The sequence below is a fragment of the Chryseobacterium sp. TB1-D10 genome (assembly GCF_059803555.1).
On record NZ_JAPFHB010000016.1, the window covers coordinates 42,337 to 64,135 of the forward strand.

The window sequence follows — 21,799 nt, forward strand, 5'->3', positions numbered from 1 at the left end:
CTTAACAATTCAACAAAAAATATCTCACTCAAAACACGGAAAATTTACAGCTATGAATTGCAAACAATTAAATACAATCCGGTTGGAAGAAGTCCTCCTTTCTCTCGGACACCTTCCAACGAAACAAAATGAAAAAGAAGCTTGGTATCTTAACCCCTTTGCCAACGAATTCCAAGCCTCTTTTAAAATCAATAAAAGCCTAAACAAGTGGTACTTATTTTCAGAAGGAATCGGTGGAAACAATACGGACTTTATGAAGAAATATCTCAATACTTCAGTAAATGGAGTTTTAATTTGGGCAGAAAATCAGAACTTTTCTTCTTTTCTAAATCAAAATATTCCTGATCAGAAGTTCAAAAACCCGAGTAAAAATTATGAGATACTTGACGTTAATGGAATCCAGCATCCTGCACTTTTGGAATATTTAAGAGAAAGAAAAGTTGGAAATCAAACTCAGTTCTTACACGAAATTCATTACCGAATGAATGATAAAAACTATTTCGGAATTGGTTTTCAGAACGATTCTGGCGGTTACGAAATCCGTAATAAATATTCTAAAATTTGTTTGGGTAAAAAAGACATTTCTACTATAAAAGACGGATCAGAATCGCTGCGGGTTTTCGAAGGGTTTTTCGATTTTCTTTCATTTAAGAATGTAGAGAATTTTTTAGAAAAAGAACCTGCCGATTATCTCATTTTGAATTCCGTTTCGATGATTTCAAACATTAAAAAATCACTCGAAAGTTATGATAGTATTGAGCTTTATTTTGACAATGACCAAGCCGGAAATCGTGCGGTTGAGATTATTAGAAATGAACATCAAATCGTGAAAGATTGTAGGATTTTATATTCAGATTTTAAAGACTTAAATGAGTGGATAATTCATAAAAACCCATCTCCTGGGAGACAAGTGAAACAAAGGCGAAGGTGAGTAAAATAAACACAGGTAAAATATGGTGGTATGTTAGTGCAAAAAGTACCCAAAGTTTACAATAAGCGTATCCGCTGATTGTAAAATTGGGATTTTTGATTTCTTCCTATCGTCAGAAATGTTTTGAAACACACTTAAATAAAACACAATGGGAAAAGACTTTTTACAGGAATTCGTACAGCAAGCTGCCAAAGAAAATGCAGAAAAGATTGCTCGGGAAAAGAGAAAAAAATATTTTCAGGAATTAGGTCGGAAAGGCGGTTTAAAAACCAAACAAAATAAAAAACTCGACAAAGTTATTTCGATAAGAATGACCAATTCTGAATATGAAATTCTAATTCAAAAACAAAAAAAATATCCGCTAAAATTGTCAAGTTATATCCGAAATGTTTTGTTCGAGAAAGAACTTAAAATTAATGAATTTCAAACAGATGAAGTATTACTCCAATATGGAAATCATTTCAAAAAGATAAGCAATCTTTTACGAAATCGGGAGTGGAGCGTTTTTGAAAATAAGAAGGAAATTCTAGTAAAAATTGAAAATCTGATCGAATTTATTCATCAATATTTATATTCAAATACTCAGAAAAATGAATAATTCTGCAACCACAAGAACCATTACAAAGATCGCTTTGGAATATAATGGCAATGACAAAGGAACAGCCGAAATGATTTCGTCAAATTTTCTTTTAAGTTCAAATCCGGAAGGTCAGTATTTAGAAATGAAAACCGTAGCCGACCGAAATCCTAAAGTGAAGAAATGGGCATTGACAGGCTACATTTCTCAACCGGACGAGATTGGCAGGAAATTGAAGGATGAAGAATTCGCAGAAATCGCTACCAGAGCTTTAGGAAAAATTGGAGTGACAAACACAAATCAGTACCGATTGGATATTCACAACAGTACGAAACATAAGCATATTCATTTTATAGTAAACAGAATTGATATTTCGGGAAAATGCACTGTGAAAGCACACGATATCGGAAAGAGATTTGGTGAAGCTGTTCGAGAGGTCTGTAAAGAGAAAGGATTATTGACCGATGTTGAAATTGGGATTCAAAAAAAACAAGAAATGCTGAAAAGTTTAACCGATGCTATTAGGTCAGAAAATAATTTTGATGATCTGATTGTAGCAATGAAGAAAAGAGGTTTTGAAATTCAATTGTCTTCAAATGTCAAGGATGGAATTTCGGGAATGCGGATCGTGATGGAAAAGGACAAAAATCATCAAACTGAAAGGGTTTATAAAGCGGGATACAAATTGTCTGAAATTTCAAATCAATTGAAAATTTCTGAAATAAAATCTGTATTTGAAATGAAAAGAGTGGTCAGGGAAGCACAACAAAACGCTGACAACTTAAAAGAGTTTAGGGAAAATCTAAAACAAAAGGGATTTTCTGTGAAGATCCAATACAAAGGAGAATTTAAAGCCGGTCAAAAAAATGAAATTCAAGATTTATGGATAAATAGAATTGCTAGTAGCCAGGAGAAAAACGGATTCTTTTTTCGGAAAAATGTCGGATTCTCTCTTTCGGCAATAGATTCTGGTCTTGATGATGCGGTAAAATCATTGAATCAAAATAGTGTTATAAATGATGCAAGTAATCATCTGAAATCAGAAACAAATGAAAGCCTAATAGAAATTGCAGGTGGGTTACTAAGTGACTTTCTTAATCCGACCTACGTTTCTCAAGACGAAGATGAACTCTGGAAAAAGAAGCGAAAACTAAGAAGATAATTAATAATTAAAAAAATAAATATGGAAAATGAAAATCAAGAATCTAAAAGAAACGGAATGGAACTATTAGAAAATGTGATCAAATCAAATATGGAAAATATTGAACAAAATATCAAACTTCAGTCTGCCATCGAAGACCATACGAATCTGCTGAACGAGATACAAATGAGTTTGCAAGAGATACATTCGATCTATGATGATGCGGTTAGATTTTCAAAATTAGAGGAAGCCAAGAGAACTGAATTCCTTGCCAATATTCCTACTCAAGTAGAAACAGTTCTTTCAAAAGAAACAAAAAATGATTTGGAAGGTTTTGGAAAGGATATAAAATGGAAGAAGATATTTATTTTGAGCGGAATTGGAGTTTTTGTCTTTGCGGTTTTAGTGTTCATCACCTCAATCAACTTCTCAACCAATTGGTACAGAGAAAGCATCAAAGCCAAAAGTGAATTACGCCAAGATATTTTAAATGAAATTGCTGATGAAGGGAAAAAAATCTACGAAGAGAATGAGATCAGAATATTGAGAGAAAACACTCAATTAATGCAATTGTGGATCAAGAATAATCCTAAAATAGCGGAATATTTTTTAAGGTTTAAGGATGGATATGAAGCTAATAAGGAAGATAGAAAATAATTTCTCAATCAGATTCATAATGAATATGGTCATTTAAGTAAATTTTAAGGCGATTTGGTATGTATAATCAACTAAAATGACTGACAAAAAATCATTCATTTTAGTTGATTTAACTATATTGTATAAAATCAATTTCAGATTGTTAATTTGAAGTTTGAAGCTTTCCAATCTTTTTGTAAAGTTCATTAAGATCCTCCGAAAAATCGTCTTTAAAGAAATAATAATCTTGTATTAATTTATCAAAACTATCAAGTAATTTCTTTTTGGTTATCCTATTCACTTTTTTGTTGAATAAATTCTCAACTTGATTTTGTACATCCATCAAATCTTTTAGAAATACATCTCTACCCAATTGCTTCAATGCTATGCTTTTACTTTTTTCAAGTTGTTCTAAAGTTCGATCAAAATTTAGAAATCCAATATTTCTAAACGTATTAAGTTTTATATTGTCGATAGTTTTGATTTTTGACAGAAATTCTACATCAACAGTGGATGGAACATTTTCAATGAGGTTGTTGAAACTTTGACCTTCTTTCATAATGTATTTCTTTCCAAATTCTTCAATAAAGTTAAAATACATCGTTTCTGTTTCATCATTCCAATCTATCTTAATCATCTGTTCCTGTCTTACATTTTTACTATTCTTGTCTACATAAAATGATAAAATATTAAAGCTGCCAGTGTAAAGAATATTTGGGGTGTTTTTATTTCTTATCCACACATTTTTATAATGAAATTTTGGTAACTGATGAATATAAAAATTTCTATATTTACTCTCAAGCTCATCCAGCATTTTTTTCGCTCTCTCGTCAGCCATAATATCATTCTCCTTTTCTGGTAGAGAATAAACAATAAAAATTTTTGCCCCTTGACGAAGTTGCTGTTCAAAATAATTATAACGATATTTAATCGCGTGATATCTCAGCCAAGGACTGATGAACCATAATTCATCATTGAATTCTTCAAATATTTCTTTTAATTCTAATTCGAACTCCGTGGAATTAAAACTTCTTTTTTGTGTTTTAAATTCTCTTTGAAGTTTCTGAATCTCTACTGTGTTTTCAGCTTTTTGCGCAACATCTAAAAGATTTTGCTTCTCAATTAATTCATTTTCTTCGTGAATTTGTTCTGAAGACTTTACCTCTTCAGTAATAGATAACTCATCAGTATTTTGTACAAGCTTTTCGAGAAGATGTTTTTTTAAATCGTCTCTATTGTTAAGATCCTTAGATAACTGTTCGATAATTTTATTTTGACTTTCATCATAAACCAAAACGCGACTCTTATTTTCTTTAAAATTATCAAGAAAAATAACCCATAATTTAGCTATGTATTTTTCTGCGTTAATTAGAGTAGTCGACTGCAGAATATAATTATTTTCCGGGAAATGTACTTCAGGGGCCTGAAATACTGCAAACTCTCGTATTTGCTCTAATGAAATAGGGACAGCTTTTACTGGGAGTTGTGACTTTTCACTCTTTAATTTTCTTAATTCACTTTTAGCGTGTTCTTGATTTCTACCAGTTGTATCGAAATAAATAGTGAAATTACGATTAAAATAAGAATATTTGATTCCATTCTTTGCATATTCTTTTCCAATATCTGTTAGCTGATAGCCATCCGTTGTTCCTTCTATTATATCCTCGTCCTTAAGGGATTTTAATGATTTTTCAACAATTGCTCTTTCTGCTGGATCATCAGCAACATTCAGTCCTAATATCTCCCCAATTTTTCTTTTTGATAAATTTTCTACTAGTAATAAATCGCAAATGATTTCATCAAAAATACTAAATGGAACAGGTTGTGACACCTCACCATTATATTTGGCAATAAGAAATTCCCAGTCAAAATCGGTAAACCCAATTATTCTTTCGACCAAAAGCTTTTCTCTATTAGCTGCTTCAATGATTTTTAATTGTACAGGGGTGTTTACATCGCTTTTTGTCGTAAGCTTATTTAGAAACTTATTTTTATAATCTTCGTAATTTTCACTATTTTGATTTAGATAAGAATTAAAATTATTCTTCACAAATTGTATTTCATTTTCAGAAATTAATTCATTGGAATCTTCCCTTTTTTTAAATCCATTTTCGTTTAAAAAAAGAATAAGATCAGAAATTGGATAATTTTCTTCTAAAGCAAATTTTGATAATCTTATTCTATTCATTGTATTATATTTCGAAATTGAGAAATATCTAATTTGTGCATCTTGGAAATTGCCAGCTCATATTCTTTCTTTTGTGAGAAATGTTTTTGATTTCCAATAACAATAAGTAAACGTTTTGCACGTGAAAAACCTACGTTTATACGTTGGAGCTCCTTAGCAAAACCTAAAGAATGATTTTTAATTATTCTTGTTTTATTTTGATCTGTTACTATTTGCCTATCACTTCTAACAGTGGAAATAATTACTATATTTCTCTCCATTCCCTGAAATCTATCTACCGTATTTATTCTGAAAGGCAGTTGAAATTCATTCTGATCTTTAAAATGTTCAAAGTTTCTTAGTTGATCCTTAGTTAAATCACTATATATCGAATTTTTGATTGCCTGCATTTGGGGCATGTAGTATGTGATTATTCCAATTTCTTTATGCTCATCCTTTTTGCAATTCTCCAGATACTTAGAAAAACCAAAGGATTGTTTTAATGCTTTTAAAATAATTTTTATGGCTTCAACTTCTCCTTGATTTTCAAAAGAGGTTCCTACTTTTTTTTCTTCTGAGTCCACATTAACCCAAATTGCGTGATTATTAGGGGAAATTAAAGGCTCAATGGATAATCCGTGCCATCTACTTGCTTTATTATTAAAATCAGGAAGATCCATATCATTTTTAATACCGCAAAGTAGTCCATTTTCTAATTCTTCTTGATCTTCATAGAATTGAGAAATACAATTCATGATCTGTTCGTGCATTCTAAATTGTGTGTCTAAACTAGTTACAATAGTTTTGGGTGCATTTCTAAACAGTTTTTCAAATTGAGAAGTTGCATAATCCTTCGTAGTCCAGTCTTCAATTAATTTCTTCGCTCCAATATTTTCAAGAGCTTCATTAAATTCCCTTTCATCCAACATTGGTGGAAGCTGTTTGTGGTCACCTATAATCACTACTTTTTTACCAAATGTTAATGGCAATACCAGCTCAGGAGGTGTTGCTTTACTAGCCTCATCCATGATCACCAAATCAAACTCAGGTTCGGGAGAATCATCAGTGTTTCCTGCGAAAGCTGTTTTATAAACGTCAGTAAAACGATTGCTACCGCATTCACTGCAAGTTGCTGCAAACACATTAATATTTTTCTGATAATTTTCAGTAAAAGTTTTTTTAATAAAAGAATCTTTATCACCAAGTGCTATTTTCCATTTGTCTAACGCTTTTGAAAATTTAGGATCTGTACTACATGAATCTATCACGTTATCAATCCAGTTATTAACAGCATTATCTGCTGTATATTTTTCACTTTCTGATTTCGCTTTTGCGGATTGCCATTCATATATTCTGTCATAAGAATAAACCCGTCCTTCGTTTTCAAACTTTTCATTTTTACCAATTCGGATTGGTCGTACTAATTTTTTTCCCTTTAATCTTTCCAAAGCATTATCTACTGCTAAATTAGTTTGAGAAGTTATTAAAATCTTTGCTTTAGGGTTCTCAGTTAAGGTTTGCCAAATAATTTCTGCGATTACTGTAGTTTTCCCAGTTCCAGGTGGCCCCTGTATAATGGACATATCTTTGGCAAGAAGTGTTTTTGCAACTGCTTCAACTTGCTTAGTTTGGTTTCTCAGTAAGGGCTCGTTAAGATTTTTTAATATCGTTGTTTTTACTGATTCCAATTCATCAGCAGAACTTCTTACCTCATGTGGATCAAAAAGAAAGCTGGATAAATTCATATTCACAGGGAAGCCATTTCTCCCTCCGGGATTCGTAACTTTTTTCATTGCCCTTAGCATCCGCTCAATATTAATTAATTCTCCAGGAAATATAGGTTTGACAAATCCTTCTTTAATTTCTGATAATTCGAGTCGCTCTTCAATTTTTGCATTCAATTTAACATCAAATGCATCGGTCAGTTTAAACGTTAGCTTATTTTTTTCTTTTTTAACAAGTGTTCCAATTTGTAAACCACCATTATAACGGGCATCCAATCCATAATTTTGAATGCTTAAATCAAGTTGCTTCTTCTCATCAGGTGATAGGAAAATAAATGTTTGAAAACGAACCTCTTTAAGTAGCTCTTTTTGACTTTCGAGCTCAAGAGTTTCATTTTTTATAAAATCATAAGTTGTAGTGCCTAGTTTACTATCGATATTTAGATCAATAATATCAACATATTCTTCACCTTTTTCTTTAAGAATATTGAGAATACTATCTCTTTGTTGTTCTGAATCAAAGTTTTTTGAAAACATTAAAGATGAATTCTTCTTAAATGTTTGAAATACTATACCGTCTGGTAATCTTTGCCTAAGTTCGTTTTGAATTTTATTAAGAATCAATTCTCTACTTTCCTCACTATCACTTAAGAAATTTATTTTCCATTTTTTTTCGTAAGCTTTCTTTTCTACAATCGCAAAATCTGCAGTATTTTGAATACGCTTTAGTTGGTCTTCGTATTCATATTTATCATTTACTGTAAGTGTAAGTACAGATGAATTTATATTGAAGCTGGAAATTCCAGCGATATCAGTGAATGTCTTAAAATCTCGTAGTAATGAAAAGTTTTTTTCTTTTGGGTAAGTGAATATGAATATAGATGGATTACGCTTAAAAACTAAATTTGAATATTTTTTTTTAGCAATATCATTAAGTGTATCTATATCATATTTGGTTGCGTTTTCAAAGTGATATTCATTGCCTACTTTATCTAATCCTGGAAAATCAATGGTATTAATTGTTTGGTTTGTTGTGAAGCGTGAAATATTTTTTTCAAAGGTAAATCCCAGATTTGCAAAATATTCTTTTCCAAGAAAAGTACTTACAGTTACCTTCAATTGATTTTCTTTTTCTAATATTTCAATAGAAGCGCGGTCGTAACCATCATTAGAAAGCTTATTTCTAATTTCCTGTAGCCTAACATCTTTTTGACTGTCATCGTCAAATCCGATTTTTAAAGATATTGTTTTATCAAGATCTAGGGATAGAATTTTACTGTAATTGTCATTTACAAATTTTTGAAAATGTTTTTCTTCATTATTATCCAAAGTGACTATGCCCTCTTCTAAAAAGTTTAAATCTAATTTATAATCCTCTTTGAATTTAGAGGATAATTCCTCAAATATTTTCTCTTTGTTCTCAAAATCACCATATGTAAAATCAAAAGTACCTGAAATAGTGTGTTTAGGAATATCATCTTTTAGATCGTAAAAAATTTCATGAGCCAATGTTTTTAAACGCACAAGCATTTCTTCATCAAGAATTGTGAATTTGCTAAATTCTACAAAGACACGACTTTCTTCAAAAGAATATTCTTGAATATCAGACTTATTAAACAAAATCTTAAAATTCTTTTCAAGATTTCGTAATAATTCTTTTTCGTCAATAAATATGTCAATAAGACTTTCTCTATCGTCAGAGTTTTGTTTGTTTATATAATAAGCTTTGCTTACATCAGTGACCTTCCAAATCTGTTCCTTCTCCTTCACCAACTGTTTGAGTGCAGAAACATAATTTTTCCATATAGAAATATCTTTTTCTTTATTGACATCAGCAACCGGAATATTTGTATTTTCCACCACCTTATACAGTTCTTGAAAATCTTTCTCTTGCGAGCCGTCATTTTCTGAAAACTTTATTAGCTTGAATCGCGATTTTTTTTCGACGGTATCTTTTTTAGGAGAATTGTAGAATGAAATTTCCTTAATCTTTTGTACTTTGTAATAAAATTTATCGGTAAATGCATCTATTTTAGCTCTTCCTAAAAATACAATTAACTCTAAAGCACGGATATCTGAGAAGGGAATAAGAATTCTATGCCGGCTTCCTCTGTCATTAGGACTGTATTTTTGATAATAACTTTTACGTTGTACTTCAAAAATTCTTTGTAGTTCAGCAGATTTTAAATTATTGTCTTTGTTACTCTCAAATTTTGTGTAAAAATCGTCATTAACTTTTAAGAATATCTCTATTGGATTCGTCGAAATATTTTGAATTTCATTTAAATGATTCATCAATGTTTATTATGGTTAATAGTAAGTTTTTATTGAATTATAAATTTAAAATTCTTTTTTATATATACAATGAATTTAGTTCACTTAATGGTGCATTTAGCAAAAATAATAAATGTAATCCTGCTAAAATTATGGATTACCGTAATTTGTTATCATTACAAAATTGAAATTGTCGAAGCAAAATAATTAGTCATAAGAAAGGCTCAACTTGTAGTTGAGCCTTTCTTATGAAAATGAAAAAGTAATTATCCCGAATTACTTATATTTTATTTGTTAATAAGCTTTTCAAGCCTATCCATCATTTCATCTTTTTCTTTCAACATCCTTTCGTATAAAGCAATTTTTTCTTCGTGAAGCTTCACAAATTGGTCGATTTGATTTACCGTAGAATTATAAAATACAGATGCTGGTTGTTGACAATTATCAAATGTATTTGAAATAATATTGATTGCCTGCTCTTCATCAAAATTTTGGAAAGCTTCAACAGGAATCTTCAAAGCCTGAGATATTGCTTTGAGCAAATTCTCATCTATTTCTTCCTTTTGTTCAAGCAAAGAAATTTTCTTTTGGTTCCAATCATCACCCAAGTCAAAAGCTAAAGCCTCCTGCTTTATCCCTAGCATCTCTCTAAAGCGTTTTACATTTCTTCCCTGATGTACTTTCTGTTCCATAGCGGTTATCAAATTTTTAAAGGCTTAAAGATAAAACCATTTCTATTAAATCGTCTGAATTGTAAAGTTAAAAAATTATCCTGTAAAATATCCATTTTCTTAGATATAATATGCAGTTGCAGTATTGATTATGCACCCTTGATAGTTGTAATTCGTATTAAAATAAAAACTTAATTATTATGAAAAAGAAGAAAATAGATTTTGAAGCTGAGTTTTGGGACAGCTACAGAAAACATACTTGTTTATCGCTAATTGATGCATTCTTTGAAATGGATTACCTGTCTGCCGTAAAAGATAGATTGTTTGACATCATAAATTATTCTACGAAATGTGAAGTTCTGATGAAGGATGATCCTTCGCTCGTCTTTCACTACTACCTATGTATGCGCTCATTTATTAGAGCAAGTTATCTATTACAATTCAAAACAAAAAAATGGAAATTGAATGATCCTCCGGAATATACATCCAGATTATTACAGGGCTCACTTTCCAATGACGAGTATGACAATCCATTTCTTGTTTTCCAGAAAGCTTTTAAAGAATTTACATTAAAGGAGTTTGAGTATTTCAACACACAAATTGTTTATTTCTCTTTAGGAGCATATTCAGATGAACCGGAAGCGAATATCATCACTCTTTTTATCCACCTAAACAAAATGTTGGATGCCGCACAAATTATTCGTGAACGTGGGATTGAAAAGATCAAAAAGTAAGATATGATCTCTTTAGAATAATTTATACGCTTTCAAACTTGAATAGGCTTTCGTGCTTTCCCAACTTTATGTAACTAAAAAATTGATATGAAAAAGAAAACTGAAAGCCGTTTGATCACAAATATTGATCAAACGAAAATTACTTTTCCAATGCTTTTGGAGAAACGACAGAGAGAAGAATTGATAGACGGGATATTCAAACTAATTCAAAAATTAGAAAATCCTGAGATTGACAGACTTTTAGACCATTATGAAGATTTCATACAGAATTATGATCTCAAAGATCTGCTCTATGGAAACATTGAAGTCCTGAATGCAAGCAGGCTTGACACCAAGACAGCAGCAATAATGTCCTGCCTGCTGGCATTGATCGCCTTCAGCTCAGAACTTTTAGATAATGAAGGAAGAATGATTCCACTAAGCGACATACCAGAAGAGAATATTGCTGTATCAGCAATTGAATATATAATAAGTTCTATTGCGTTAGATGATCTTTTAGAATATTTGCTATATAGCATAGTTTCTATAGTAGGTGCTGAATACTATACGGCTTTTCAGCAAAAAATAGGAAGCAAGAATTTCGCAAACGAAGATATCCTTCATCTTGAAAATGATCGAGAGTTGAAAGAACACATCGATCTGATGGCGTGGTTTGCAGTGATGCGATTATTCTTAGAATCTGTTTACTTTTATTTTAATGATGAAAATCACAATATCAAAAAATCATTATAATGAAAAATTCAAATCAATTTCAATTTACACAGATTGGTCACGAATTTATAGATAGTTCAATCAATCAACTTTTCAGACAACATTATCTTATTATTCAGATATTCTTCAATCAGACTGAAGATTCAGGCTCTGCTCATCTCATAATTGTTGTGGAACACAAAAAGGATGTTGATGAGTTAATGCGAAAAAAGTGGGTAGATAAAGTTTTCAAAGAATACAAAGTCAAAGTCTGTGTGTTTTATTCTTCACAAATCCACCATAAATTCTCTCTCGGAGATCCTTTCGTTGAATTGTATTGTAGACCATCAGCAATTATTTATCAAAATGCTGATTATGGAAAACCATTGGTTAGTAAAAGGGATTGGAAAAAATTCAGTAATAAGTTTGAGGACTATAAAGAATCGCTGTTTCATGATCACGATCTTTTATTAACACAGGTTAGAGGATTTGTCACAGATGAATCATCAGTAAGTGCCTTATTAGCTTATGAAAATGTTTTTAAGTATGATCTGGGGTACTTGGAAGAATTATATACTGGAAATAATTCCAATTCGGAAAATCTGAACGAAAGGATAAGAAGCCTTTCAAAACATATTCCCGAGATACAAAGCCATTTCGTTTCGCAAAGCCGAAGCGAATATTACCTTATTCATTTAATCGGAAAAGCGAGAGAAGCGTCAAAAGATGATCTATTTTTTAAAAGTGAAATGTTCGAAGCGTTCCGTATTGCAGAGGATAGTCTTTCCGGAATGATTGAAAAACGATTGCATCAGCTAAAGCAAATGATAAAAATAGGTTATTCTGAAAAGGAAGGTATTAATGAAACAGCAGACGCAAACAATAAAGATGAGGTTCTAGATATGGCTGTGGAAGTAATTGTAAAGTCCACCGAGGTCGAAGAAATCTATGTCTTCCACAAAGCTGTCTACGGTAGTAATACAACCTATTATTTACTGTTGCTTGGTCTTAATACAGGTAATGATAAATTGAAATCCATAACACAATCAATTAAAAGTCACACTGGTGATCAGTCTGATTTTGTTTTGATCAGTCACGACCGATATTGGATCCAGAAGAATCTGTATTTTTATCAAAGCTTCTTTGTAGATGCTATTCAAAGCAAAAATAAAATTTACCAATCTCATCCTTTTCATCCAGAGCCGCATTGGGAATATCCACATACTTCGACCTATGCAGATCTTGACTATTACTTTAAAGCCACCACGAAATTTTCTGAACAATTCCTTGCACTAGCTGAAGATGAGAAAGAAAATTATCAGGGTCTACCATACTTTTTTACATTGTTTTTTCTTTCATTTTGCAGAACATATATTTATGCAAAGCTTTACTATATGCCGAATTATTTATCCAATTACAGTTTATGGCGACTATGTGAGTTTGCAAATCCTGAATTACGAAAATACAATTACCTATTTGAAGAATTCTGGACTAAGTTTTTTCCGTATTTAGATTATCATATGGTTTTACATCACCACAGTATTAATTTGACAAAAGAAGAAGTGGCTCAAATGAGTATGATTGTAGGAAAACTAACAAAAAATTTACAAGAAATATTATCAAAAATTCGTTGAAAGTTAATTTTCGGATTTATTGATATAATGTATAATCACAGAATTTTGGATTAAAACTTAAACATCTTAATATATGTCTCAATTAAAAGAAATAAAAAAAATACCTATAGATGAGGTGCTTGAGCATTTTAGAAGCGAAGGTATGATTGTCACCAAGGAGGAAGCGGAATTGATTATGGAATTTCTCTATTTTCTTACAGAGAGCGTTATTCGAAAATATTTTGTTGTTGATTAGTTTACACGGATTTTAGTTTAGTCAAATGCGTAAAGTCTATAAATTTCAAAAAAATGCTGTAACGTGTAATAAAAACAGTAGTTAAGTAATAAAATTGTTAAAGTTATAGGTTTAAATCATTGTAAAGAGTTAATATTGCTTACTGAATATATTATGTCTACAGATAAAGAATTTTTTGCTCCTAGACTAACAGGTCATCGTTTTGATGATCATACTTTGCCTGTAAGCATATTGGAGGATTTTTCTGCGTTTGAAGAATTAATATTTGAGTTAGCTAAAAAAATCTATCTCGAACAGAATCCCCAAAGAAAGAGAGTTCCTAAGGGATTCACAGACAATGTATATTTAAAATTGTCAGATTTGGAGGAAGGTAGCACAATACCAAAATTCTTAATTGCTGTTGTGACAAGTATAACGACACCAACAATACCAGTTCCAAATACAGAATATTTTAATTATTTTGAAGATGCTAGAGATAAAGTTTTTGATGTAGTAGAATCTGCAAATTCAGGAAGATCAGTTGATATTGATAGTAAGTATCTTAATTATTTTAATCGTATTGGTAAAAATTTAGAAGAAGGCGAAACTATAGATTTTTTAAATGTTGCAGGCTCTGAGCGAAATGTAAAATTTACTAGAAATACAAGAAGAAAGATTCTTTTATCTAGGGAAGAGAAACTTGAATATTCTGAAAATATTCAGGAAAATATACTAATTTCGTCCGTAGATAAAAAGAATCAAACTTTTAATATTGAAATTGATGGGCAAATATTCGAACATTCTATTATTTCAGATTTTGCAGAAACAATTATTAGTGCATTTAACGAATATGAAAAGAAAACATTAGTTTCTATTAACGCAACTGGAATTTTTAACGAACAAAATAAACTAATCCATATAGAAGAAATTGAATCAATGGATATTTTAGATCCATTTGATGTTTCTGTTCGTTTAAACGAACTTATAAAGTTGAATGATCGGTGGTATGATGGGATTGATGGTAAATCTCTTAATAAAGAACAAGTAAATTTATTCGAAAATTTATTTGAAAATTATTTTGATTCAGATTTAATCTTGCCTGCTATATTTCCAACAATACAAGGTGATATTGTCCTAGAATGGAAAAATGAAAATGTTGAAGTTTCTTTTGAAGTTAATTTAGAAGACTTGACAGGTAAGATCTTTTACTTTGATATGAATTCGGATGAAAATGACTACGAAAAGATTATTGATTTAAAAATTGACGAGGAATGGTCAACTCTTAATTCAATAATTTCTGAACTTTAAATTTATGAATAACGAAACTTTATTACATCGACAAATTCATCCGAGCTGGGTTCAGAATGACTCAATATCTTCACAAGCATTTTTAAATGAACAAGTTATTGCATCACTTTCTTTTACACCATCAGCTAAGGACGATAATAAACTTTCTGTATATAATGGAGAGAAATATACTGCTGAAGAATCATATATTCATTTTACTGAAAGCTTTGAGTCAGCCGGTGTATTATCGGTTAGTTGTGAGGAGATCACATCTGTAGGGGATTTAGTTGCATATGAAGACAATGATCCATTTGATGGTCACTCCGTTATTGACTATTCTAGTGTTGAAAGTTCTACACAAGTCAAGAAGAAAGCTAAGAAAATTAAAAATTTGGCAGTTGCACGAGGTTGGACTCATAAAAAATAACACCTCTTACACAATTTTTAAGAAAGCAATTTACGCAATTTTCGAACAATACAGTTAAGTCATAAGTAAATTATTCTAGGAGAAACATTCGTTTTATAAGGTTTCGTTAATCCAAAAATCACTTTCATCCTGTTTTATGTGCATCATAAGAATTCTTTTTTTGCTTCTAAATAGATTGAGTTTGCATCAAAATTTTTATCTGGATATATCATTTCACTTGTAATTCCTAAATTTTCAAGTTTTTTTCTTATATATGGTTCCAAACTTTTACTAATGTTATAACACTCTGAAAATCTATAATCATTCTGATCACTGTTTTCTTTTTCTTCATTGTATTGTTCCTGACCAATAACTTCTAATGGTTTATCAAATGAATTATTCCAAGTAAAAACCCCATCTTGTTTTATGATATTTTGACTGTTATATAAAGAAAATGCGATTCCATTGGAAATGTCTTTGTCACTAAAATAAGTTACTGGAAAATTTATTAATGTATCAATTTCAGTCATTTTTGAAATCAATCCTGAACCGGTCAATTTTTCTTTATCAAAAAAACTACGACTTTGAAATTTCTCTATCATTTCCCTCTCTATTTCCGGAGTACTCGCAATCATTTTTATCAAATTCAATATATATTCTTCACCGATAGCATTTAAACTTTCATCCATTATCTGTCTCATTCCTCCTTGTCCGAAATGGTGTTCTTCAATAAAATAAACACTGAAATAATTATCAATTTCCACAACACTATCACTTTGTTGAATTCCGTCAATCCCAAAAAACAGTGCATTATTAAAATCATATGTCCAATCTAACAAAGGAGTTGGACAATTATGATGTTGTAAGAAACCAAGAATAGCTAATTCATTTAGTGAGTCAATATGAATTTGATTTAGTATCTCATTGATTTCTTTAGAAAACTCCGTTTTGCCTTTTGCAACAATATTTTTTAAAAAATCTTCATATTCTTTTTGTTCTTTTTTGAATTTATCCCATACCCAAAAACGTTGCAAAGAACTATATAGACGCCATTTTGCTTCACGTTGTCCTCTAAATAAAAAGTTCTGCTCACCTTTATATTTTTCAAATAGTTCGTCAATTTGTTCTTCTATCTCAATTTTTATTTGATCGAAAAACAAGCTTTTTTGTATGTGACTTTTATACTCTGAAATATATTCTTCGTGTAATAATGGCGGTAGTGAATGCGAGCCAAGAATTGCTAACATAAATGCATTTGCTCTAGGAGTAACTGTATTCGGGTCTGCTTTACCATTTTTATCAAATTTAATATTGATTAAATCTTGTAATAAGTTACTATCGAATATCTTCTCCACACCACCAGTCCTTAAATATTCATTGGTTAGCTGAAGTTTTAAATCAAGGTTAGATATTTCTCTCATTTTATATAGTTTATGGTAAAGTTGTTATTCTATTTGAAATTGTATTTAGTTTTGATTTTCGAAACCAGATTTTCGATTTCATCATCATATTTTACATATACTGTCTTTTCCGTGATATTGCATTTTGCTACGTAATCTAAAAATGTTTTTTTTGAATTCGCAGGAATTACATATTTGATAAATTTATCTTTAATCTCATTTTGATTTTCCAGAGCTATCATAGATTTATTACAATCCTGAACTGTAAACTTTCCAGATTGAAATCCTCTACGTTGTTCAGCAATTTTATCCAAATAATCATCTTCAACATAGAAACTGCTATTAGAAATAATATCCAATTCTTCTGAATATGGATTGATCTCAAAATGGTCGTCACAAGACCAGTTTAAAGGACTTTTAAAAATCCAAAATTGTCCATCAGCTTCAAAATTTCTCTCTACTGCAAAAAATAAAGCTATTTTGGGTTCTAATGTCCAATCAAGTAATCTTGTCGGAAATCTGTAATGTTGCATTTGTTCTAGCCAGCGCCAGTCATTTTCAAAATCTTCTTGCGTAGATAATTGGATAAACTTTTTTGGATTGGTTGATTCATTTATTAGGTCTTGAAAATCTTTTATAGTTTCTTTTTCTAATTGTCCAATATCATCGGGTGAACTTGCATAACGGGAAATCCCCGATTTTAATTCATATGATTCTTTAGATTGTCCACGATAGAGTTCTTGATAGTTTTCACCAATGAAAGGTAATCTTCCTAACTTTATTTCAGAAATAACATTTTCAAATTCAGCAATTGTTTCAATTTTATTTTCGTTCATTATTTATTATTTTTTTCCAATTTGGATTAATATTTTGTGGAGTAATTCTATTCTGTCTTGTAAGTCGATTAAGTCTTCGGTTTGAGAAACAAAATAAAATCCTTCACCATCAATTATTCCGTTCTTCTTCATTTCATCTAATAATGTGTTTACGTTCCGATTACTCATTCCATTTTCAAATAGAAAACCTTTTGGAACCGAGGATATTAATATCTTTTTGCGATTCTGGGAAAAAACAAGTTTTCCACCTAAATTATCTATGCTCAAATTTTTCACTTTCGTATTCTTAGCAATTTCCTGCAAAAAAGGATCCCAATGCCAGCCATTGAATTGTCTTTCTTTCATTTTGAAAATGCAATAATCACCTACTTCCTTGAAGGAATAATATCCTTGGTTACAATTATCTCTAAATGAGGGATATTTTATAAAATAATATTTCCAATCTTTTGGCTTATTAGAATAATCAGTAAGATCTTTCTCAATTTTTTGTTGGTTTGAGCCCAATTGATTATTAATGAAAAAATCTAAACACTGCAACACTACTTTTTGTGTTTTTTCGTAGAAATGAGATTTGTTGTATCCTGGTGTTGTAAGAAAGTTTCTGATAACACGATTTTTATTCGACATTAAATTAGCCAACGTACCATCTCTTTGTGAATAGTCCCCGAAACTTAAAAGAAGATTGCTTTTTGTGTTGAAGTCTGAAAGAATACTACTCTCATCAAATAATGACAAAAACTTCTCTGCTCTATTTTTAAAGTCCTCAACTAAAGGAATCAGAGAGATACTTCCTCGCAAAATATCACTATCCTCAAGTCGCTGAAGAATTTCCTTATTACTAGAATGTTGAGCAATGTAATCTTTTTTAGATTTTTCCTCTTCAATTTGGTCAGTTTTAAAGGTCTTCAAAATCTCACAATCTCCATTTGTGATAAATTGCTCAGTTTCCTCAAAACTATTTCCTAAATTAGATTCACGTAGTTCATTTTCAGAATTGACAACTAAATTTCTCAAAGTCCTGATTTGGTCATTAAATATGTTGCTTGGTCTTTTAAGGTGAGTTAGACAAGCTAATAACAATATTTGTTCAGGAAAAGAGAAACCTCGTGAATCAGAAAAATGTAGCAAACAACGTTTTAGGAGATTTGTTTCTTTGTGTTGAAAAAATAATCTTGTTTTACCTAATTCAAATTTGGGCTCGTCTACATAGAATAAATCACTCCAAAATGACGGATTTTCTTTTTCTTGTTTGCAAATGCAGTCTAAAGTATCAAACAAAAAGTTCTGATTCTCTACGTCACTGTAAATTTCTTTTAATAACTCAGCAGAATCAATCGTATTTGCATAGCGAAAATCGTTTGAATCTCTCAAGTCTTTTTTGATAGAAATTATCGAAGTAATGAAGTTGAAGAGGTTTAGAAACGAATTATCAACAGTTAAAGCAATGTCTTGATCTTCTGTTAATATACCTAGCTCAAAAATAATATTCCAGATGGTATCTGTCCAAACCCCATCAATTGCTTCTTCGAAACGTTTTCTTTGTTTTAATTCTGAAATTGTTTCTGCGAATCCTGCCTTAAAATATTCGAACTCAGTTAAAGGTTTTCCACGAGAATTCATTTTAATGTACAAATCGTCAGTTAATCCGACTTTGTCCATATCCAACTTATAAAAGTAGAAAGGACAATCTTTTATTATGCCCCATATAGAGTCTGTATTTAAAGATTTGTATCTTAACTCTATATCTTTTAAAACAACAAGCATTGCCTGTATGCTAGGGTCATAGTCCCAAGTTTCAAAATACCAAGATTGATTTGCAATTTCTTTACTAACGTCTTCGTGTGAAAAGTTAGGTCTGAATTGAATTAAATTTTTGTAAAATTGAGTAGTGCTATGTCTAGTTTCATAAAGAAAATTTGAAAGAAAAATTACTTCACTATTTGAAATAATTTCTTTCACTGATACGAACCAATACAATAACCAGAGGGTTGTTAATCTTTGCTGACCGTCAATTGGGACAAATGTAATCTGGTTGTTAGAATCAACCTCATTGAATCCATAAATAAAATCAAGTTCAATTTCGGCCTCAGGATTTGCTTGCTTTTTAGAAACAAAGTCAAATAAAACATCTAAAAAATCCTTTCTGATTTTATTAGTTTTGTTATCTGTTCTACCTTGTGCATAATCTCGTTGAATTATTGGTATTTCTACCTTATTATTCAATATTTCTAAAAAATTATTTCTCATTTTCTTCGATATTAACAGGTTTATATAGTTCTATACAACGTCGAATTTCATCTGAGTAAGATTCTCGTTCGTCTTTTGTCCAGACACAATAATGTTGACCATTTTCTGAAGAATAGTACTTTAAAAAAATACGTTTTGTAGCCAAAGGAATAAATTCGCCTCTTCTATCCAAATCAATTATTTTTCTTCGTTTTACTTCAAACACAGAATTACTTAATGAAATATTTTCTGTGAGTCCAATCAATGCCATATTTTGAATTTTATGTAAATATTCATTTTCATTTGTGTCGTCAGATGGAATAAGTTTTAAAATTCGTTCACTTAATGTTTTAAAGTCCTCATATCGATAAGTTTTCTCATCTATTAAATCAACCTCTGCGATGATTTTCTTTGCTTTTTCTATATCAGTTGCAACATTCAATAATATGTTGGAATGAGAGCGAAGCCAATTAAACCATTCCTCCTTTTTATTTTCGTTAATTCCATCAATATTTTGTGCGTGAATATGCTCCAGACTTTTTGTAATGTTTTTATAAATTTCAAAGGGAAAAAACTCATTATTATTTTTATTACCTCTGGTTAGTTCTATATTAGCTAAAAGTAAAACGTTGGTGATTTTACTGTGATCGCTTCTTTTGCTGTAACTTAAATCTTCCCAATCATCATCAATGCTATTTGCAATTAGTTGATCTATTTTTGTTTCAAAATCTTCTTTGGTATTATCTTTTTTAATCTGTATCAGACTACCAATTGCTGTTCCTGTGGTTATCAGATAACCGATTTTGTGATAAAGATTTTTGTTCGAATACCAATAGACTAAAGAACGGTATATTTGTTCCACATCTACCCACTTTTGCCAAAGTGAATTAGCAGTCTCTTTTTCATCGAAAAAATGAATATAACTAAATAATGGATCTTTTTCATTTGGAATTTTCTTAGAAACGACATCAAACAAATATTCAATTTTATTACTATATCTATCTAATTTTTCGTTTGATACAAAAGCCCAAAATTTTTGATTATTAAGCTGGTTCTCGATTTCATCCCAAATCTGTACTAACTGTGTTCTGCGTTTAATTTTATCGTCTTCCGACATTCCTTTGAAGCTGTCAGAATTTACAAATTTTGCTTTAATCAACTCGGCACTTGTCAAAGGTATTTTACCACGATTTAAACGTGTGAACAAATCTTCGCTCTTTTGTTCTTTATCTTTAATTTCATACCAAATTACTTGTACACTCCATTCAGGAAGTTGTTTTTCCCCTTCATTATTAATTAAAATGCTCGGTAAAATTATTTCAAGCATTTTGTTTTTAAGTTCTCTTAAATTACCTTTTTTTCCATCTTCAAACCATTCTTTAATGCACTTATAAGCCTCGCTCATATAGTATAAATCGGGCTTAGTATTGTTAGTATCATTAGTTTCCAAAAAAGCTTTGGATTCAAGTCTAGTTTTGTAATAAATAGAATATAAATCATTGGGATATCCCTCTGATTTTAAATTGTTTTGAAGATATTCTAATGTCAAATATGTAACAATTCGATGAAGCGTCGTTAAGCGTTGTTGTCCATCAATTAGCTCATAACCTTTTACATTATTTCCGTCAATATCTTGCCAGTCAGGTTCTCTTTCTCTTACCACTACAGGTTGTAAACAATAGAATGTATTTCTATTATTGGGTTCTTGTCTATATTCCCAAATATCATTGAGTAATTGTAGAACATTATTTTTAGTCCATCTGTAACCTCTTTGATATTCCGGGATGTAGAAGTTATTTCCCAAAAGTTCTGTTATACTTAATGTCCTAATTTGGTTTTCTTGCATAGTTTTAATTATTTATTTTGGAAATTTGAGAATATAGTATAATATGACTACAATGTTGAATTTTAACATCCAAAATTGGCAATATATTTTGAATTTCTATCAGTCGAATTTTTTCAGGTAAATCCTATGTTTCAATAGATTATCGACATCATTTCGAAATATTTCAAATTGACTATTAGAATTTGTTATTTCTCTTTCTATATTTACAATACTACACAAAAAATTACAATCTCAATTACGTATTTATACCTAGTAAGTTATTTTTTTAAAATGTTATTGCAAAGGTTAGATTATACTTGAAATAGCCACAATCCATTTTGCATAGTAGGTTTGAACAGGATATAACATCAATAGGAGTCTTGTTAGAAATATAGAAAAAATATATAAGAAGGGTTTATCCAATTG

17 protein-coding genes are annotated in these 21,799 nt (G+C 30.4%); 10 read left to right on the forward strand and 7 right to left on the reverse strand.

What is annotated here, in order from left to right; all coding sequences use genetic code 11:
* Positions 1-52: 52 nt before the first annotated feature.
* The 4 genes from OPU68_RS17340 (at position 53) to OPU68_RS17355 (ending at position 3,306) form a co-directional block, all read left to right on the forward strand.
* Positions 53-931, forward strand: coding sequence for a DUF8464 domain-containing protein (locus OPU68_RS17340; protein WP_271248059.1), 879 nt, complete (start codon positions 53-55; stop codon positions 929-931).
* 148 nt (positions 932-1,079) lie between these two features.
* A complete protein-coding gene (locus OPU68_RS17345; RefSeq protein WP_271248058.1) occupies positions 1,080-1,529 on the forward strand; it encodes a plasmid mobilization protein in 450 nt (149 codons plus the stop codon).
* Positions 1,522-2,670, forward strand: coding sequence for a relaxase/mobilization nuclease domain-containing protein (locus OPU68_RS17350; RefSeq protein WP_271248057.1), 1,149 nt, complete (start codon positions 1,522-1,524; stop codon positions 2,668-2,670). Before OPU68_RS17345 ends, OPU68_RS17350 begins: the two co-directional genes overlap by 8 nt.
* A 21-nt stretch (positions 2,671-2,691) precedes the next feature.
* Positions 2,692-3,306: a hypothetical protein gene (locus tag OPU68_RS17355; RefSeq protein ID WP_040997811.1), complete on the forward strand. Its 615-nt coding sequence runs from the start codon at positions 2,692-2,694 to the stop codon at positions 3,304-3,306.
* Positions 3,307-3,448: 142 nt separating this feature from the next.
* On the opposite strand, the gene OPU68_RS17360 is transcribed toward OPU68_RS17355, so the two are convergent.
* From OPU68_RS17360 to OPU68_RS17370, 3 genes are all read right to left on the reverse strand, one after another.
* Entirely contained in the window at positions 3,449-5,473 is a 2,025-nt protein-coding gene (locus OPU68_RS17360) for a hypothetical protein (protein ID WP_040997809.1), read from the reverse strand.
* A complete protein-coding gene (locus OPU68_RS17365) occupies positions 5,470-9,471 on the reverse strand; it encodes an AAA domain-containing protein (RefSeq protein ID WP_271248055.1) in 4,002 nt (1,333 codons plus the stop codon). The genes OPU68_RS17360 and OPU68_RS17365 overlap by 4 nt, the downstream gene beginning before the upstream one ends.
* A gap of 266 nt (positions 9,472-9,737) precedes the next feature.
* On the reverse strand, positions 9,738-10,142 hold the full coding sequence (locus OPU68_RS17370) for a helix-turn-helix domain-containing protein (RefSeq protein WP_040997805.1): 405 nt from the start codon (positions 10,140-10,142) through the stop codon (positions 9,738-9,740).
* Positions 10,143-10,321: 179 nt separating this feature from the next.
* Here OPU68_RS17370 and OPU68_RS17375 point away from each other — a divergent pair, with 179 nt between their 5' ends.
* The 6 genes from OPU68_RS17375 (at position 10,322) to OPU68_RS17400 (ending at position 15,107) form a co-directional block, all read left to right on the forward strand.
* On the forward strand, positions 10,322-10,855 hold the full coding sequence (locus OPU68_RS17375) for a hypothetical protein (protein WP_040997803.1): 534 nt from the start codon (positions 10,322-10,324) through the stop codon (positions 10,853-10,855).
* An 87-nt stretch (positions 10,856-10,942) separates the two neighbouring features.
* Positions 10,943-11,587, forward strand: coding sequence for a hypothetical protein (locus OPU68_RS17380; RefSeq protein WP_271248054.1), 645 nt, complete (start codon positions 10,943-10,945; stop codon positions 11,585-11,587).
* Positions 11,587-13,179, forward strand: a complete 1,593-nt coding sequence (locus OPU68_RS17385; RefSeq protein WP_498475195.1) for a hypothetical protein — start codon at positions 11,587-11,589, stop codon at positions 13,177-13,179. Before OPU68_RS17380 ends, OPU68_RS17385 begins: the two co-directional genes overlap by 1 nt.
* A gap of 73 nt (positions 13,180-13,252) precedes the next feature.
* Complete coding sequence (locus tag OPU68_RS17390; protein WP_185096089.1) at positions 13,253-13,414, forward strand: hypothetical protein; 162 nt, start codon at positions 13,253-13,255, stop codon at positions 13,412-13,414.
* Positions 13,415-13,567: 153 nt separating this feature from the next.
* A complete protein-coding gene (locus OPU68_RS17395; protein ID WP_040997798.1) occupies positions 13,568-14,701 on the forward strand; it encodes a hypothetical protein in 1,134 nt (377 codons plus the stop codon).
* A 4-nt stretch (positions 14,702-14,705) separates the two neighbouring features.
* Positions 14,706-15,107 carry a hypothetical protein gene (locus OPU68_RS17400; RefSeq protein ID WP_271248052.1) on the forward strand — a complete coding sequence of 134 codons (402 nt, stop codon included), beginning with the start codon at positions 14,706-14,708 and terminating at the stop codon, positions 15,105-15,107.
* 143 nt (positions 15,108-15,250) lie between these two features.
* Here the strand turns inward: OPU68_RS17400 and OPU68_RS17405 are convergent, their stop codons facing one another.
* The 4 genes from OPU68_RS17405 to OPU68_RS17420 are packed head-to-tail and all read right to left on the reverse strand — an operon-like array spanning position 15,251 to position 21,394.
* The gene (locus tag OPU68_RS17405; RefSeq protein ID WP_271248051.1) at positions 15,251-16,507 is read right to left on the reverse strand and encodes an FRG domain-containing protein; all 1,257 of its coding nucleotides are present in this window, start codon (positions 16,505-16,507) and stop codon (positions 15,251-15,253) included.
* 29 nt (positions 16,508-16,536) lie between these two features.
* The gene (locus tag OPU68_RS17410) at positions 16,537-17,322 is read right to left on the reverse strand and encodes an FRG domain-containing protein (protein ID WP_271248050.1); all 786 of its coding nucleotides are present in this window, start codon (positions 17,320-17,322) and stop codon (positions 16,537-16,539) included.
* Between the two features lie 6 nt (positions 17,323-17,328).
* The gene (locus OPU68_RS17415; protein ID WP_271248049.1) at positions 17,329-19,569 is read right to left on the reverse strand and encodes a DUF262 domain-containing protein; all 2,241 of its coding nucleotides are present in this window, start codon (positions 19,567-19,569) and stop codon (positions 17,329-17,331) included.
* A complete protein-coding gene (locus OPU68_RS17420) occupies positions 19,559-21,394 on the reverse strand; it encodes a DUF262 domain-containing protein (protein WP_271248048.1) in 1,836 nt (611 codons plus the stop codon). Before OPU68_RS17420 ends, OPU68_RS17415 begins: the two co-directional genes overlap by 11 nt.
* Between the last annotated feature and the right edge of the window lie 405 nt (positions 21,395-21,799).

Coding starts and splice junctions, on each gene's coding strand:
- OPU68_RS17340 (WP_271248059.1), top strand. CDS start 53: ATGAATTGCAAACAATTAAATACAATCCGGTTGGAAGAAGTCCTCCTT.
- OPU68_RS17345 (WP_271248058.1), top strand. CDS start 1,080: ATGGGAAAAGACTTTTTACAGGAATTCGTACAGCAAGCTGCCAAAGAA.
- OPU68_RS17350 (WP_271248057.1), top strand. CDS start 1,522: ATGAATAATTCTGCAACCACAAGAACCATTACAAAGATCGCTTTGGAA.
- OPU68_RS17355 (WP_040997811.1), top strand. CDS start 2,692: ATGGAAAATGAAAATCAAGAATCTAAAAGAAACGGAATGGAACTATTA.
- OPU68_RS17360 (WP_040997809.1), bottom strand. CDS start 5,473: ATGAATAGAATAAGATTATCAAAATTTGCTTTAGAAGAAAATTATCCA.
- OPU68_RS17365 (WP_271248055.1), bottom strand. CDS start 9,471: ATGAATCATTTAAATGAAATTCAAAATATTTCGACGAATCCAATAGAG.
- OPU68_RS17370 (WP_040997805.1), bottom strand. CDS start 10,142: ATGGAACAGAAAGTACATCAGGGAAGAAATGTAAAACGCTTTAGAGAG.
- OPU68_RS17375 (WP_040997803.1), top strand. CDS start 10,322: ATGAAAAAGAAGAAAATAGATTTTGAAGCTGAGTTTTGGGACAGCTAC.
- OPU68_RS17380 (WP_271248054.1), top strand. CDS start 10,943: ATGAAAAAGAAAACTGAAAGCCGTTTGATCACAAATATTGATCAAACG.
- OPU68_RS17385 (WP_498475195.1), top strand. CDS start 11,587: ATGAAAAATTCAAATCAATTTCAATTTACACAGATTGGTCACGAATTT.
- OPU68_RS17390 (WP_185096089.1), top strand. CDS start 13,253: ATGTCTCAATTAAAAGAAATAAAAAAAATACCTATAGATGAGGTGCTT.
- OPU68_RS17395 (WP_040997798.1), top strand. CDS start 13,568: ATGTCTACAGATAAAGAATTTTTTGCTCCTAGACTAACAGGTCATCGT.
- OPU68_RS17400 (WP_271248052.1), top strand. CDS start 14,706: ATGAATAACGAAACTTTATTACATCGACAAATTCATCCGAGCTGGGTT.
- OPU68_RS17405 (WP_271248051.1), bottom strand. CDS start 16,507: ATGAGAGAAATATCTAACCTTGATTTAAAACTTCAGCTAACCAATGAA.
- OPU68_RS17410 (WP_271248050.1), bottom strand. CDS start 17,322: ATGAACGAAAATAAAATTGAAACAATTGCTGAATTTGAAAATGTTATT.
- OPU68_RS17415 (WP_271248049.1), bottom strand. CDS start 19,569: ATGAGAAATAATTTTTTAGAAATATTGAATAATAAGGTAGAAATACCA.
- OPU68_RS17420 (WP_271248048.1), bottom strand. CDS start 21,394: ATGCAAGAAAACCAAATTAGGACATTAAGTATAACAGAACTTTTGGGA.